Origin of the sequence: Caballeronia sp. LjRoot29, assembly GCF_964252755.1 — a bacterium.
Taxonomy (GTDB): domain Bacteria; phylum Pseudomonadota; class Gammaproteobacteria; order Burkholderiales; family Burkholderiaceae; genus Caballeronia.
In genome coordinates this window covers 33,849-47,689 of the sequence record NZ_CAXUPU020000021.1, presented here as the reverse complement: position 1 = coordinate 47,689, position 13,841 = coordinate 33,849, and the positions used below count along the sequence as shown (strand labels likewise).

Below are 13,841 nucleotides of genomic sequence, written 5' to 3'. Positions count from 1 at the left end.
TTTGTTATGGCTTGGTGTTTATTGCTGAGTGTCGATGCTGGGGCCAGTGTGTTCGGGCGTCACAGGAGTCAACGCGACCGTGAGTTCGATTTCGAGCAACCCGTTGCCCGGCAGACTTGCAACGCCAACTGCCGATCTCGCATGCCGGCCCCTTTCGCCGAAGATGTCGTGGAGCAGGGTCGAGGCTTCATCCATGACCTGGCTGTGATTCGCGAAGCCGGGCGCAACATTCACGAAACCACGCAGAAACAGGGTGCGATCGACTGCGCTCGTGGCCGGCAGCGTTGCAACGAGCACGCTCAGGGCGCGTAGTACGCAGGTCCGTGCCGCGAGCCCGATGACATTGGGTGGCGTATCGCGATCAACCGGCCCGGTGATGATCTCGTCGCCGATACGGCTGACCTGCCCGCTGATATAAGCGATACCGTTGTAGATCACCGCGCCGACGTATACACCTCGCGGCGATGGTGCCTCGGGGAGCGTCAAGCCAAGTTGCGCCAGCCGGCCGGCGATATCGATCGTCATGACGAGGCTCCGGCATGTCCTTCGAAGCTAACCGGACCGCCGAGCCAGCAGCCGTCCGGGCGGCTAGGGTCGAGGCCCGCGTCGGAACTGAAGCGCACTGAGATCTGCGACGGACGTTTCATCGCGCGTCCCTGGCGGATCGTAATGGTCCGTTCGGACGCTTCAACCATGCCATTAGTCAGGAGCCCAAAAGACAGCGCAGACGCCGCGATTCCGGTGGCTGCATCTTCCGGATAACCCGAGGCACGCGGAAACTGCCGGGCATCGAAGATTTGCTGGGCCGCGTCGAAGGTGGCGTAGGGGTAAAGGCCCGTCGAGCCGATTCGCTCGCACAGCGCCTCGATCTTCTCGAAGCGCGGCTGAAGGCTATCGAGGTCAGCAGTGCTGGTGAGCGGAATCAGCGTCTTGACGCGGCTTGTGCAGGCGTTCTGGATCGGCAGTGGCGCGAGTTGCGCGGCACTGATGCCGAGCACATCGATGATCTCGCCGCGGCTGAGTTGCGCCTCCGACAATGTTTCGATACGACCCGCGGGTTGGGAAATCTCGACCGTGGCGCCCTCGGCCGTGTGCCCGGTGATCCGGGCCCTGACCTTGCCGCTATGGGTGTGGATGGTGAGCAAGTCGCGCTGCAATCGCCCGCTTTGATGGAGTAGCCAGACCGCGCCGACCGTGGCGTGTCCACACATCGGCATCTCGTGGTTGGGGACCCAGAAGCGAAATTCGTAGTCGCACTCAGAGCCGGGCGGGGCCGGCAGCACGAAGCCGCTTTCGTGGCCGTAGCGCTGGGCCACTGCCTGCATTTCGGTGTCGGACATGCCGGCGGCATCGGCCACGATAGGCGCTGGATTGCCGCCGCCGGGACCGGCGGCGAACACGCTGACGAGTTCGACTGCGTGGCGGACTGCGGGTGGGACTGCAGGGCTGACTGTGTCGCGCTGAGGCATGACCGGATGAACCCCGCTGACCGGGGAGTGTGTTTCCATCCAGCCAGATTACGGGGATCAAAAAGGCGCCGCGCGCTCGAACGGGCCCTACCTTTTGACCGAACGGGCCATCGCGTTACGCAGGTCGGAGGGCGAATGGTCGCCAATCCGGCGCATGGCGCGCGCGAGGGCCGCGCCGCTTTCGAAACCGACGCGAAAAGCTATTTCGCCGATCGGCAGGTCCGTATCGACGAGCAGCCGGCAAGCATTCTCGTAACGCGCGCGCTGCTGGAACTCGCCGATCGAGAGGCCCGTGCCTTCGCGGAACAGTCGCGTAATGTGGCGGCGAGAAATGCCGAAGCGTTGTTCCAGGTCGTCGAGCGGGATGTCCTGATCGGCATGACGGGTAATGAAGGCTTCGAGTTCGGCGACCAGCGCCATGCCGTGCTCACGGGGCGAAGTCCCCGGCACCGTCTCGCCGGCGATAACCTCGCCAATGCACTGCATCAGCAATGCCGACGACAAGGCCTGGCGGATCGTCGGGCCGCCGTAGGTGCCCATGTCGTTGCGCAGCGAGATTTCCTGCAGCGCACGGATTGCGGCGGTTCGGCGCACGAGCAGCGGGACGCGCGTGCGCCGGCGGAATTCGCCGAGAGAGCCAATTCCGGTGTCGAGTTGTTGCAGTGCGTCGTCGGTCACGTAGACGGCGACGTGCGTGTGCGTGGCAAACCCTGCCCGGGTTTGATGTGCCCGTCCCGATGGAACCACCGCGAAGCGATCCTGCGACAGCCAAGTACCGGCGCGCTGGTCTTCGTGCCGAAGCTCGACGGCGCCGTGGCTCGGCAGGATGAACATCAGGCAATCGTGCCAGTGCCACGGCATGGCGTAGGTGCCGCCGCCAGTGAGCGTCGCATGGCCGCGGTCGGCGGCGACCAGCAGGCCTTTGTCGGCTGGGTGACAGAGTTGGTCGAACGATCGCAGCATGGCGAACCTCCCATGCAAGTTTAAATGGGTGTCATACCGCTGGCCGGCTTTGCAATGGATCCGCCTGACACGCGTCGAGGTCAGGACGGCGTCGGCCCGGCACAAACGGGATCTGGCGAGGATAGCAGCGCAAAATGCGGCGGGATATTCCGGTTGTCATCAATGCTGGCTGATCGCACCGCTATTTGCAAACAAGCCCTTGGTCCGCGCCACCTTCACAAGCCTCTCTGATCGCCCACGGGCCGGTCGGCTCGCTGATTCGTCAGGTCTCTCGCGCGCGCCAACGCGTCGCTGATCGCCAGGGTGACCTGCTCACGTCCTCCCGCGTCGTCCCGACGTAGTGCAAACGACGGATGATAGGTCGCGATCACCTGCATGCCATTCAGCTCGAACGAATCGCCGAGATACCCTTGCAGACTGACCTTTTCACCAAGCAATGCGCCCAGCGCCGTCGCACCTAGCGTGACGATGACAGCGGGGCGAACGCGTTGCAATTCACGCTCGAGCCAGACAGCGCAAGCCTGCACTTCGCGCTGCGCCGGCGTTTTGTGCAGCCGGCGCTTGCCCCGTGGTGTCCACTTGAAATGTTTGACCGCGTTCGTCAGATAGAGATCGCTTCGACGCAACCCCGCACGCTGAATGGCCTCGTCAAGCAATTGCCCCGCGGGTCCCACAAATGGTTTGCCGCTCAGGTCCTCCTGGTCCCCGGGCTGTTCGCCCAGCAATACGATGCGCGCATCCGCCGGACCTTCGCCCTCCACGGCCTGCGTTGCGTGCTGCCACAGCTCGCACCGGCGGCACGCGTCGAGTGAACTGGGCGCGGTTCGCGACGGCTGCGCCGCTTCGGCTTCGACAGAAATGGCTTTCCCATCCAGCGCACCGACGCCGCTCGCTTGCGCAAGCCGTCGAGCACCACTCTTCGCTTCGCTGATCATTGATGGAATCAGCAGGCCTTCAGGCAGTCCCTTCCAGTAACGAACCGGCATGTGCTGATGCAGGGCCGTCTCATTCAGCCGCGCCGGATTGAAGGTGCTGCGGTAATACGCGAGCCAGAGCGCCTCGGCGGCGTCGGGCGCAATCGCGCTGCGCTCTGTGTGACCGTATTTCAGGTGCAATGTGACGCCGTCCCACGACGCAGCGCCTGACGGCGTGGCGATCAGCCAGGTCGAGCGGCCCATGCGCTGGGCGAACCGCTCGGCGCCCCACGCAAGGATGTCGTGCGCGGGTTCGTACCAGGCGACGTACTCCGGCTCGCCCGCGGCATGGTGAGCGCACTGGCGAAAGCGCACGTACGCGATCATGTCGTGTTTGTCACGTCGAACCGCTTTTGCCATTTGCTGCAGGCGTGCACCGTCGACGTCGGCAGGCGATGCAACGGCGCGATCGCCCTGGTGCCATCGCCAAATGACCTTATACAAAAACGCCCAGCGACGTGGATCCCGATATAACGCGGCATCGCTGAGTTGGGCCGCAAGTGTTTTCGAAATACCCACTACCAGCGGCGGCACGGCAGATTGGAACGGACGCGGCGCGGACACCGCCTCGTCGTTGCCGGTCTGGTTCGCGTCGAAATTGAACGAACCGCTGGTTGGCTCCACATGACCGTTCGCAGCACCATGCGCAAAGTCGTCGACCCGCCAGTCGATGGCTTCCGGGGACACGTTTGCCGCGAGCATCCGCAGGGCGGCGGCGCGCCACGCGCTATACGTATTCTCGATGGCGATGGTTTGCATCGAATGTCCGCTCGCTAACATGCGCGCTCACAGCAGCGCGAGCTGCACAGGTGGCGGCGTCAGCACTCGCCGCAACTGTTCCGACGACACGTCTTTCAATGGCGCCCGATAATCCTGCGTGACGATAAACGGCTTGATCTTCGCCATCGAGCAGCGCAACTGCACGAGATCCTGGTAACGCACCGCGCGCGAGCGACGCAGCTCCACCAGCCGTTGGGCATTGCGCATGCCGATTCCTGGCACGCGCGCAATCATGCGAAGCGGCGCACGATTGAGGTCGACCGGAAACTGATGCCGGTGAGACAGCGCCCACGCAAGCTTCGGGTCGATATCAAGCGACAACGAACCGGCTTCACCGAACAGTTCGGCCACGTTGAAGCCGTAACCGCGCATCAGGAAATCAGCCTGATAAAGCCTGTGCTCGCGCAACAGCGGCGGCGCCTGCGAGGGCAGGGCGGAAGGACTGTCGGGGATCGGGCTGAACGCCGAGTAGTAAACCCGCTTCAACTTATACGACCCGTATAGCGTCTCGGCTGTACGCAAAATGGTGCGGTCGTCCGTAGCGTCTGCACCAACGATCATCTGCGTACTTTGACCAGCGGGTGCGAATTTAGGCGCTTTTTTGTCGCTGAGCGCTTCGTCCTGTCCAAGCCGGATTGAACTCATGGCCAGCTTGATCGTGCGCGCACTCTTCTCAGGCGCGAGCTGTTCGAGGCTGATCTCGGTCGGAAGTTCGATATTGACACTTAGCCGGTCAGCATATTTTCCGGCCTGTGCGATCAGTCCCGGATCCGCGTCGGGAATGGTCTTCAGGTGCAAGTAGCCGCGGAACTGGTGGTCCTCACGCAATGACTGCGCGACGCGAACGAGTTGCTCCATGGTGTAGTTCGACGACTGGATGACGCCGGAACTTAAAAACAGGCCGTCAATGTAGTTGCGCCGGTAAAAATCCAGTGTCAGGTCCACCACTTCTTCAGGCGTGAAGCGCGCACGCGGTACGTTGCTGGACCGACGGTTCACACAGTACTGACAGTCATACAGGCAGAAATTGGTCAGGAGGATTTTCAGTAGCGACACGCAGCGGCCATCCGGCGTGAAGCTGTGACAGATACCGGCGCCCGTGCTCGATCCCAGCCCGGGTCCACCTCGCGAACTGCGTTTCGGCGCGCTGCTGCTGGCGCAAGACGCGTCGTATTTCGCCGCGTCTGCCAGCACTTCGAGCTTCTTGAGCAGTTCCATTTCGTCCGCGCTTTACTGTATATATATACAGTATTGTACGGGGCTGTCGGGTCGAAGCAAAGGGTTTTTACGCTTGCATTCCTGCGGCTGAAATCCCGTCGATCTGCGCTCGCAGCCGCCCTCTTATGCGTGAAATCCCTGACGGACGCTCGCCAATGATAGCGTTACCATTCGCTCATTCAAGAGCGTGTTGATAGCGCTATCAAGGAGAACCAGCTTGTCCTCGAATCTGCCCGCGAAACCCACCGCCCCTCGCAAGACCCCCGAACAATTACGCAGCTACCGCTGGTATGGCGTGAACGATCTGCGCTCGTTCGGCCACCGTTCACGCACGGCGCAAATGGGCTATCACCCATCCGATTACATGGGCAAGCCGGTCATTGCCATCGTCAATACATGGAGCGAACTCAACTCGTGCCATACGCACTTCAAGCAACGCGTGGAGGAGGTCAAGCGCGGTGTCTGGCAGGCTGGCGGTTTCCCCGTCGAGATGCCCGTGATGACGCTCGCCGAGCCGTTCCAGAAACCGACCACCATGCTGTACAGAAACTTCCTCGCGATGGAAACCGAGGAGTTGCTGAAGTCGTACCAGTTCGATGGCTGCGTGCTGATGGGTGGCTGCGACAAGACCACGCCCGGCCTGCTGATGGGTGCGATCAGCATGAACTTGCCGAGTATCTATCTGCCCGCCGGCCCGATGCTGCGCGGCAACTGGAACGGCCGCACGCTCGGCAGCGGTTCGGACACCTGGAAATACTGGGCGGAACTGCGCGCGGGCAAGATCACGGAAGAGGAATGGAAAGGCATCGAAAGCGGCATCGCGCGCTCGCCGGGCCATTGCATGACCATGGGCACGGCGTCGACCATGACCACCGCCACCGAATCGCTCGGCCTGACGCTGCCCGGCTTTTCATCGATACCCGCAGTCGACTCACGCCACGCGCAATTCGCCTCGCTGACGGGCCAGCGGATTGTGGAAATGGTCTGGATCGACCAGAAACCCTCCGACATCCTGACCGCGAAATCCTTCGATAACGCCGTCACCACCGTGCTCTCCATGTCGGGTTCCACGAACGCAATCGTGCACCTCGTGGCGGTCGCGCGCCGTGCTGGCATCGACCTGACGACCGCACGCTTCGATGAACTCGCGCGTATCACGCCGGTGCTCGCGAACCTGCGCCCGGCCGGCAAATACCTGATGGAAGACTTCTTCTATGCAGGCGGTTTGCGCGCATTGCTCGTGGAACTGGGCAGCCTGATCGATGGCACGCAGATGACAGTGAGCGGATCGACGCTCGGCGAAAACATCGCGGGCGCGGAGATCTTCGACGACGACGTGATCCGCAAGCGTGCCAATCCGGTGGTTGAACGCGATGGCCTCGCGGTGCTGACCGGCAACCTCGCGCCGGATGGCGCCGTGATCAAGCCGGCCGCCATGGAGCAGCATCTGCTGAAGGCGCGCGGGCCGGCTGTCGTGTTCAAGGATTACGCCGACATGGCGGCGCGCATCGATAGCGAAGAACTCGATATCACCGCGGAGTCCGTGATCGTGCTGCAACACGCGGGTCCGGTGGGTGCGCCGGGCATGCCCGAGTGGGGCCAGTTGCCGATCCCGCAGAAGCTGCTGAAGCAAGGGGTGAGAGACATGGTGCGGATCTCGGACGCTCGCATGAGCGGCACGAGCTACGGCGCGTGTGTACTGCATGTGGCGCCGGAATCTTTCGTTGGCGGTCCGCTTGCGCTGGTGAAAGACGGCGACATGATCGAACTCGATGTCCCCGGCCGACGCCTTCATCTCGATGTCAGCGACGCAGAAATCGCCGCTCGCAAAGAAGCGTGGAAGGCGCCGAAACGCCCGTTCGAACGCGGCTTTGGCGTGATGCATCAGCTTCACGTCACGCAGGCAAACAAGGGTTGCGATTTCGACTTTTTGGAAGAACCGGTGACCGCGTCGTCGTCTGAACCCGTTGCAGCGGCGGCAAGCGCGCATCGTGACGAACCCGAGATTCACTAACCGTATACAGAGCACTCCATATGAATTCATCCGACACCTCTGTCAGCAGCGCCGCGCTCGAATTATTGCGCCACGTCAGCACGGCCACGCTCACCACGCAGTTGTTCAAACGCGGCTTGCGCAACGTATTCCTGCAAGGCGTCGCGCCGCTCGTCAAACCTGCACCGGGTGCGCCGAACCTCGTTGGCCCGGCATTTACGCTGCGCAATATTCCCGCGCGTGAAGACCTCGATCACGTGGGCGTCTTCCAGGACCCGGACCATCCGCAGCGCAAGGCGGTGGAGAGCGCGCCGCCGGGCAGCGTGCTGGTTCAGGACTGTCGGGGCGACCGGTCGGTTGCATCGGTGGGATCGATTCTCGCGCTCCGGCTGGCGAAGCGCGGCGTGGCGGGCATGGTCTCCGATGGCGCCGTGCGTGACAGCGGCACGATTTCCGACCTCGGCCTGCCGCTGTGGTGCGCCGGCGCGAGCGCGCCGTTGAACCTCGCGAAACATCATGCGGTGGATATGAACGTGCCCATCGCGTGCGGCGGCGTGGCGGTATATCCGGGCGATATTGTGGTCGCCGATGTAGACGGTGTCGTGATCGTGCCGCACGAAATGGCGGAAGAAGTGGCGCGCGATGCGACCGAGCAGGAGCAACTGGAAATTTTCATCTCGCAACGGATTGAAGAAGGCAGGCCGTTGCGCGGGACGTATCCGCCGAATGAAGAGACGCTCGCGGCTTACGCGCAATGGCGCGCACAAAAACAATAACAACCCGGACAACGGGCTGCAGGAGACACGGTGAATACTGTTCCGCAAGCGATAGATGAGACACCCTTGATCAATCGGCTGGCATTCAGGCTGATGCCGCTGCTTGGCTTGCTCTATTTGATCGCGTATATCGACCGGTCGAATATCAGCTTCGCCAAGCTGCAGATGCTGGGCAGCCTCGGTTTGAGCGAAGTGGCCTATGGGCTGGGTGCGTCCTTGTTTTTCATCGGTTACCTGATCTTCGAAGTGCCAAGCAACGTACTCCTGCACAAGTACGGCGCGCCGCGCTGGATCGCACGCATCATGCTGACGTGGGGCATTGTCACCGTGTTGCTCGCGTTCACGAAAAACGCCACCACGTTTTACGTGCTGCGCTTCCTGCTCGGCGCTTCGGAAGCCGGGCTTTATCCCGGCGTGATTTATTACCTGACGTTGTGGTTTCCATCGCGGCATCGGGTGCGGATGCTGGGGTATTTCACGGTGGGCAGCAGTCTTGGCAACATGGTGGGCGCGCCTATTTGCGGCTGGCTGCTGGACAAGGGCGGACTCCTTGGTCTGCAGGGCTGGCAGCTCGTGTTTATTGTCACGGGCATCCCGTCGATTCTTCTTACCGCCGTCGTGCTGCTGTATTTGCCGGAGTCTCCGCTCAAAGCGAAATTCATGTCGGATACCGAAAAGAAATGGCTGGCCGATACGCTCGATAACGAACGCGCGCTCACAGCGCAAACGGAAGCGGGCAAGACCAGGTTCCTTAGCGTGTTGACGGAGCCGCGCGTGATCGGCATGGCGCTGTATTACATGATGCTGTCCATGTCGGTGTATGGCGTGAGCTACTGGCTGCCGACGCTCGTCAAGGGGTTCGGTGTCAGCAATACCGTCAACGGTCTGATCAATATCGTGCCGTGGCTGCTCGCAACTATCGTGCTCGCATGGTTGCCGTCGAAGTTGCGCGCGGCCGACCGCACGATGACCGCGATGCTATGTGCGTCGGTGCTGGGTGTGATGTTCTTTCTCGGCAGCGTGTTCCTGCCGACCAACACGTTGCGTTTCATTGCGTTGAGCCTTGGCGCGCCGTGCATGTATTTGCTGCTGCCGTGTTTCTGGACGCTGCCATCGAAATTCCTGACCGGCGCGCGCGCGGCCGCCGGGATCGCGGCGATCAATTCACTGGGTAATGTGGGCGGTTTTGTTGCGCAGAATCTCGTGCCATGGGTCCGGCAAGTGAGCGGCAGCACGAAGGCGCCCATGCTGATTCCTGCGGCGTGTCTCTTTACGTTCGGTGTCGTCACGCTGATCTTGATTCGTCGCAATCGTCACGATGGTACACAGGATGCGGCTAATGGGCGACGCGTGGAAGTGGCGTAGGGCGCAGCGATATCGTTCTTATGACGCTGCCCGGTCGGCGTTGACTACAATACCGGCGTCAAGCCCTCCTGCGACCAAGCGAACCATGCCGAACGACAAGCCGATTGCACCGACCATCGATGCCCGGGACGATGCTCTGCCCGCTTCGCCCAAGCGCTCGCGCGGCGGTCCGAAAGGGCTGCGTATCACAGACGTTGCGGCGGTCGCGGGCGTCTCACCCATCACGGTTTCGCGTGTTCTTAACAATCCCGAATCGGTCGCGCCGGAAACGCTCGAGCGCGTGCGGCAGGTCGTGCAGAAGCTGGGTTACGTGCCTAACCGGCTGGCGGGCGGGTTGTCGTCGTCGAAATCGCGGCTGATCGCGGCGATTGTTCCGACCATCGCGCACTCGTTGTTCTCCGAGACCATCCAGGTGTTCAGCGAGACCATGTCGAAGGCCGGTTATCAGGTGCTGCTTGCGTTGAGCGGCTACAGCGATTCAAGCGAAGAAACGCTGCTTGATGCCGTGTTGAGCCGGCGTCCTGAAGGCGTGTTGTTGACCGGCGTGGCGCACACCGAGTCGTTGCGCGAACGCCTGCGCAATGTCGGTATTCCGATTGTTGAAACGTGGGACATGACTGAGACGCCGATCGATATGCTCGTCGGCTTTTCGCATTATCAGGTGGGTGTTGCGGTTGCGGAGCGTTTCCTGGCCAGAGGCGTTTTGCATCCGGGTCTGGTGTCGGCCAACGATGACCGCGCGATTGCCCGTATCACCGGTTTTCGTGAACGGCTGGCGCGTGCAGGGATCCCCGACATAGCCGAGGTGATAGTTGCACCGCCCAGTTCGGTAGCTGCCGGAAAGGCTGCGTTGCCTTTGTTGCTTGAACAGGTGCCATCGCTCGATGCAGTTTTCTGCGGCTCGGATCTGCTGGCATTAGGCGTGCTTGGCGAGGCAAAACGCCGGGGTATCGACGTGCCGTCGCAACTCGCCATCTGCGGGTTCGGCGACCTGGAGTTCGCCTCGGAAACCAGTCCGCAGTTGACGACCGTGGGTGTGGACGGCACGCGTATTGGCGTAAGCGCGGCGCGCTGTTTGTTAGAGCGACTGAAAGGCGTGACGGAGACAAACGTGGTCGATGTCGGGTTTCATATTGTGGAGCGGCAGACGGTTTGAGGTTGGTTAGCTTCCCTAAGCCCCCATTTTATCCGCCAGATCATTGAAGTCTTTTGCGATCACGTCCCAGTCCGCGTCGGCCTTCAGATCCGTGGCCTGCGCCGGCCCATGTTCCGTCGGGCGCGCCACAAACGCCGTCTTGTATCCGCATTGCCTCGCCGCCGCGAGGTCGCTGTTATGCGCGGCGACCAAACACATTTGCTCCGGCTTCAAACCTAATACATCCGCAGTTCGCAAATACGCCTCAGGCATAGGCTTGTAAGCCTGCACGACTTCCGCGCCCAGAATGGCGTCCCACGGAATGCCGGCGCGTTTCGCCATATCGAGCATCAGCGCGATGTTGCCATTCGAGAGCGGCGCAATGATGCGAGTGGCCTTGAGCCGGGTGAGGCCGCTCGGCGAATCGGGCCACGGATCCAGCCGATGCCATGCCAGATTCAGTGCATCGATTTCATCGGCCGGAACACTTGCGGGATCAATCCCATAGTCCGCCAGCACCGCCAGCAAGTTCTCCCGGTGCAAGACATCGAGCCGGACAAATGCGCTCCGGCCGCTGCGCACCTCTTCCATGGCAGGGCCATATCGGCGACGCCAGGCATCGGCGAATTGCGCCGGGTCGATGCCGCTGATTCCTCGCTGCTCCAGAAACAACGCAGCGTCGCGCGCTACGCCGCTGCGCCAATCCACGACCGTGCCGAATACATCGAATACCAACGCCTTAACGCCGATCAATGACATCGCGTGTCCCTTCCTTTAGTCCCACCTATGACGAACATCACCGCCGTGATTCGCGGCCCGAACCTGTAACCCGTAGTTTGCACAACAAATTCGCCGCGCGTCGTGACCGGACATTGCGCCACTGCGCTGTTCCGTTTCAACACGATTTCCAGCACAGGTGTTCCGAAACGGAACGCATGGTCATCCGCGTGCGCAAGCGAATATCGCCCACGGCCTTTACCCGCATGCAAGACGCCCGTTGGCACGCATCTCGCAAGCTTGTTCCCACCGGTCGCGGCAATCATAGCCGCGGCGGTCATTCTCACCGACATGCGAGGAGCACGCACATGAATCACGCCGAGATGCAATTTTTGAACACCGACTTCCCGTATAAAAAGCAGTATGGAAACTTCATCGGTGGTCAATGGGTCAAGCCGGTAGGTGGTGAGTATTTCGATAATATTTCGCCGATCACCGGCGAAGCGTTCACGTCCATCCCGCGCTCGCGCGAAGCCGATATAGAACTCGCGCTCGATGCAGCGCACAAAGCCAAGACCGCCTGGGGCAAGACGTCACCCGCCGAGCGAGCCAACATCCTGAACAAGATCGCCGACCGGATGGAAGCGAACCTGACGCGCATCGCGGTGGCGGAAACCATCGATAACGGCAAGCCGCTACGCGAAACCATGGCCGCCGATATCCCGCTCGCAATCGATCATTTCCGCTATTTCGCGGGCTGCGTGCGGGCTCAGGAAGGCTCGATTTCGCAAATCGATGAAGACACGGTCGCGTACCATTTCCACGAGCCGCTAGGCGTGGTGGGGCAGATCATTCCGTGGAATTTCCCGATCCTGATGGCGGTGTGGAAACTGGCACCAGCGCTGGCTGCCGGCAATTGCGTCGTGCTAAAGCCGGCCGAACAAACGCCAGCTTCACTACTCGTGCTGCTCGAGTTGATCGAAGATCTGTTGCCCGCAGGCGTGCTGAACGTGGTCAACGGCTTTGGACTGGAAGCAGGCAAACCACTGGCATCGAATAAGCGGATTGCGAAGATTGCGTTCACTGGCGAGACGACGACTGGTCGCCTGATCATGCAATACGCGAGCCAAAACCTGATTCCGGTGACGCTCGAACTCGGCGGCAAGAGCCCGAATATTTTCTTCGCCGATGTCATGAACGCCGACGACAGCTACTTCGACAAGGCGCTCGAAGGCTTCGCCATGTTCGCACTGAACCAGGGCGAGGTCTGCACGTGCCCATCGCGCGTACTGATTGAAGAGTCGATCTACGACCGTTTCATGGAGCGCGCGCTCAAGCGGGTGGCGGCAATCAGCCAGGGACATCCGCTGGACTCGAAGACGATGATCGGTGCGCAAGCCTCGCAAGAGCAGCTTGAAAAGATCCTGTCGTATATCGATCTCGGCAAGCAGGAAGGCGCTGAATGCCTGATCGGCGGTGAACGCAATGCGCTTGATGGCGAACTGAAGAACGGCTACTACATCAAGCCGACGGTCTTCCGCGGTCACAACAAGATGCGCATCTTCCAGGAGGAAATCTTCGGGCCGGTGCTGTCCGTGACAACGTTCAAGGACGAAGCGCAGGCGCTTGAAATCGCCAATGACACGCTGTATGGCCTCGGCGCAGGCGTGTGGACGCGCGATGGTACGCGGGCTTACCGTTTCGGCCGCGATATCCAGGCTGGACGCGTGTGGACCAATTGCTATCACGCCTACCCGGCGCACGCGGCATTCGGCGGTTATAAGCAGTCAGGCATTGGCCGGGAGAATCATAAGATGATGCTCGACCACTATCAGCAGACGAAAAACCTGCTGGTGAGTTATAGCCAGAAGCCGCTCGGGTTCTTCTGATCGACGTGCTTGTCTGATCTGGATGGCGGGCCGCGCTGCGGCTCGCCATAGTCTGTGTTCAGTGGAAACCCTTATGACCGACCAAGAAATTTCGCGCGTGATCGCCACGCCGGCGGCAATCGAGTTGATCGACAAGCTGAAGGCCGAACACGGGCAGGTGTTGTTCCATCAGTCGGGCGGTTGCTGCGACGGCAGCGCCCCCATGTGTTTCCCGGTCGCCGAATTCATGGTCGGTTCGTCGGACGTCAAGCTCGGCGAGATAGCCGGCGTGCCGTTCTACATGAGCGAATCGCAATTCGAGTACTGGCAGCACACGCAATTGATCATTGATTGCGTGCCGGGCAATGGCGGCATGTTTTCGCTGGAACGCCCAAGCGGGTTGCGTTTTCTCACGCGATCGCGTCTTTTCGAAGACACCGAATCTGCGTGGCTCGAGAGCCATCCGGTTGAGCGCGTGACGAACTAGACCCGAACCAAACCCGGGGCTAAACCCCGGCCAAAGCCGGGATTGAATGCTGTAGCGGTGGTACATTGTCTCGATCGACCACGCGACGGGCGGAGC

General features: G+C 61.3%; 12 protein-coding genes. 6 read left to right on the top strand and 6 right to left on the bottom strand.

Annotated features, from left to right (window positions below):
* Positions 1-18 precede the first annotated feature (18 nt).
* The 5 genes from ACSQ83_RS21790 to ACSQ83_RS21770 form a co-directional block, all read right to left on the bottom strand.
* A complete protein-coding gene (locus ACSQ83_RS21790) occupies positions 19-525 on the bottom strand; it encodes a RidA family protein (protein WP_436229584.1) in 507 nt (168 codons plus the stop codon).
* Positions 522-1,508, bottom strand: coding sequence for a PhzF family phenazine biosynthesis protein (locus ACSQ83_RS21785; RefSeq protein ID WP_436229583.1), 987 nt, complete (start codon positions 1,506-1,508; stop codon positions 522-524). The genes ACSQ83_RS21790 and ACSQ83_RS21785 overlap by 4 nt, the downstream gene beginning before the upstream one ends.
* A 48-nt stretch (positions 1,509-1,556) precedes the next feature.
* Complete coding sequence (locus ACSQ83_RS21780; protein WP_436229582.1) at positions 1,557-2,432, bottom strand: helix-turn-helix domain-containing protein; 876 nt, start codon at positions 2,430-2,432, stop codon at positions 1,557-1,559.
* A gap of 215 nt (positions 2,433-2,647) precedes the next feature.
* Positions 2,648-4,165: a UdgX family uracil-DNA binding protein gene (locus tag ACSQ83_RS21775; RefSeq protein WP_436229581.1), complete on the bottom strand. Its 1,518-nt coding sequence runs from the start codon at positions 4,163-4,165 to the stop codon at positions 2,648-2,650.
* Positions 4,166-4,192: 27 nt separating this feature from the next.
* Complete coding sequence (locus ACSQ83_RS21770; protein ID WP_414953585.1) at positions 4,193-5,404, bottom strand: putative DNA modification/repair radical SAM protein; 1,212 nt, start codon at positions 5,402-5,404, stop codon at positions 4,193-4,195.
* A 217-nt stretch (positions 5,405-5,621) separates the two neighbouring features.
* On the opposite strand from ACSQ83_RS21770, the gene araD reads away from it, so the two are divergent.
* From araD to ACSQ83_RS21750, 4 genes are all read left to right on the top strand, one after another.
* A complete protein-coding gene (gene araD, locus ACSQ83_RS21765; RefSeq protein ID WP_414953584.1) occupies positions 5,622-7,418 on the top strand; it encodes an L-arabinonate dehydratase in 1,797 nt (598 codons plus the stop codon).
* A gap of 20 nt (positions 7,419-7,438) precedes the next feature.
* Complete coding sequence (locus ACSQ83_RS21760; RefSeq protein ID WP_436229580.1) at positions 7,439-8,173, top strand: ribonuclease activity regulator RraA; 735 nt, start codon at positions 7,439-7,441, stop codon at positions 8,171-8,173.
* Between the two features lie 30 nt (positions 8,174-8,203).
* Positions 8,204-9,538, top strand: coding sequence for an MFS transporter (locus ACSQ83_RS21755; protein WP_414953582.1), 1,335 nt, complete (start codon positions 8,204-8,206; stop codon positions 9,536-9,538).
* Positions 9,539-9,623: 85 nt separating this feature from the next.
* Positions 9,624-10,694 carry a LacI family DNA-binding transcriptional regulator gene (locus ACSQ83_RS21750; protein WP_414953581.1) on the top strand — a complete coding sequence of 357 codons (1,071 nt, stop codon included), beginning with the start codon at positions 9,624-9,626 and terminating at the stop codon, positions 10,692-10,694.
* A gap of 15 nt (positions 10,695-10,709) precedes the next feature.
* Here ACSQ83_RS21750 and ACSQ83_RS21745 read toward each other — a convergent pair whose 3' ends face one another.
* On the bottom strand, positions 10,710-11,432 hold the full coding sequence (locus ACSQ83_RS21745) for a haloacid dehalogenase type II (RefSeq protein ID WP_436229579.1): 723 nt from the start codon (positions 11,430-11,432) through the stop codon (positions 10,710-10,712).
* Positions 11,433-11,758: 326 nt separating this feature from the next.
* On the opposite strand from ACSQ83_RS21745, the gene adh reads away from it, so the two are divergent.
* Together adh and ACSQ83_RS21735 are read left to right on the top strand one after the other, a co-directional pair.
* Positions 11,759-13,279: an aldehyde dehydrogenase gene (gene adh / locus ACSQ83_RS21740; protein WP_414953579.1), complete on the top strand. Its 1,521-nt coding sequence runs from the start codon at positions 11,759-11,761 to the stop codon at positions 13,277-13,279.
* Positions 13,280-13,352: 73 nt separating this feature from the next.
* Complete coding sequence (locus ACSQ83_RS21735) at positions 13,353-13,745, top strand: DUF779 domain-containing protein (RefSeq protein WP_436229578.1); 393 nt, start codon at positions 13,353-13,355, stop codon at positions 13,743-13,745.
* The last annotated feature ends 96 nt before the right edge of the window (positions 13,746-13,841 follow it).

Coding starts and splice junctions, on each gene's coding strand:
- ACSQ83_RS21735 (WP_436229578.1), top strand. CDS start 13,353: ATGACCGACCAAGAAATTTCGCGCGTGATCGCCACGCCGGCGGCAATC.
- ACSQ83_RS21745 (WP_436229579.1), bottom strand. CDS start 11,432: ATGTCATTGATCGGCGTTAAGGCGTTGGTATTCGATGTATTCGGCACG.
- ACSQ83_RS21780 (WP_436229582.1), bottom strand. CDS start 2,432: ATGCTGCGATCGTTCGACCAACTCTGTCACCCAGCCGACAAAGGCCTG.
- ACSQ83_RS21775 (WP_436229581.1), bottom strand. CDS start 4,165: ATGCAAACCATCGCCATCGAGAATACGTATAGCGCGTGGCGCGCCGCC.
- adh (WP_414953579.1), top strand. CDS start 11,759: ATGAATCACGCCGAGATGCAATTTTTGAACACCGACTTCCCGTATAAA.
- ACSQ83_RS21770 (WP_414953585.1), bottom strand. CDS start 5,404: ATGGAACTGCTCAAGAAGCTCGAAGTGCTGGCAGACGCGGCGAAATAC.
- ACSQ83_RS21785 (WP_436229583.1), bottom strand. CDS start 1,508: ATGGAAACACACTCCCCGGTCAGCGGGGTTCATCCGGTCATGCCTCAG.
- ACSQ83_RS21750 (WP_414953581.1), top strand. CDS start 9,624: ATGCCGAACGACAAGCCGATTGCACCGACCATCGATGCCCGGGACGAT.
- ACSQ83_RS21790 (WP_436229584.1), bottom strand. CDS start 525: ATGACGATCGATATCGCCGGCCGGCTGGCGCAACTTGGCTTGACGCTC.
- ACSQ83_RS21760 (WP_436229580.1), top strand. CDS start 7,439: ATGAATTCATCCGACACCTCTGTCAGCAGCGCCGCGCTCGAATTATTG.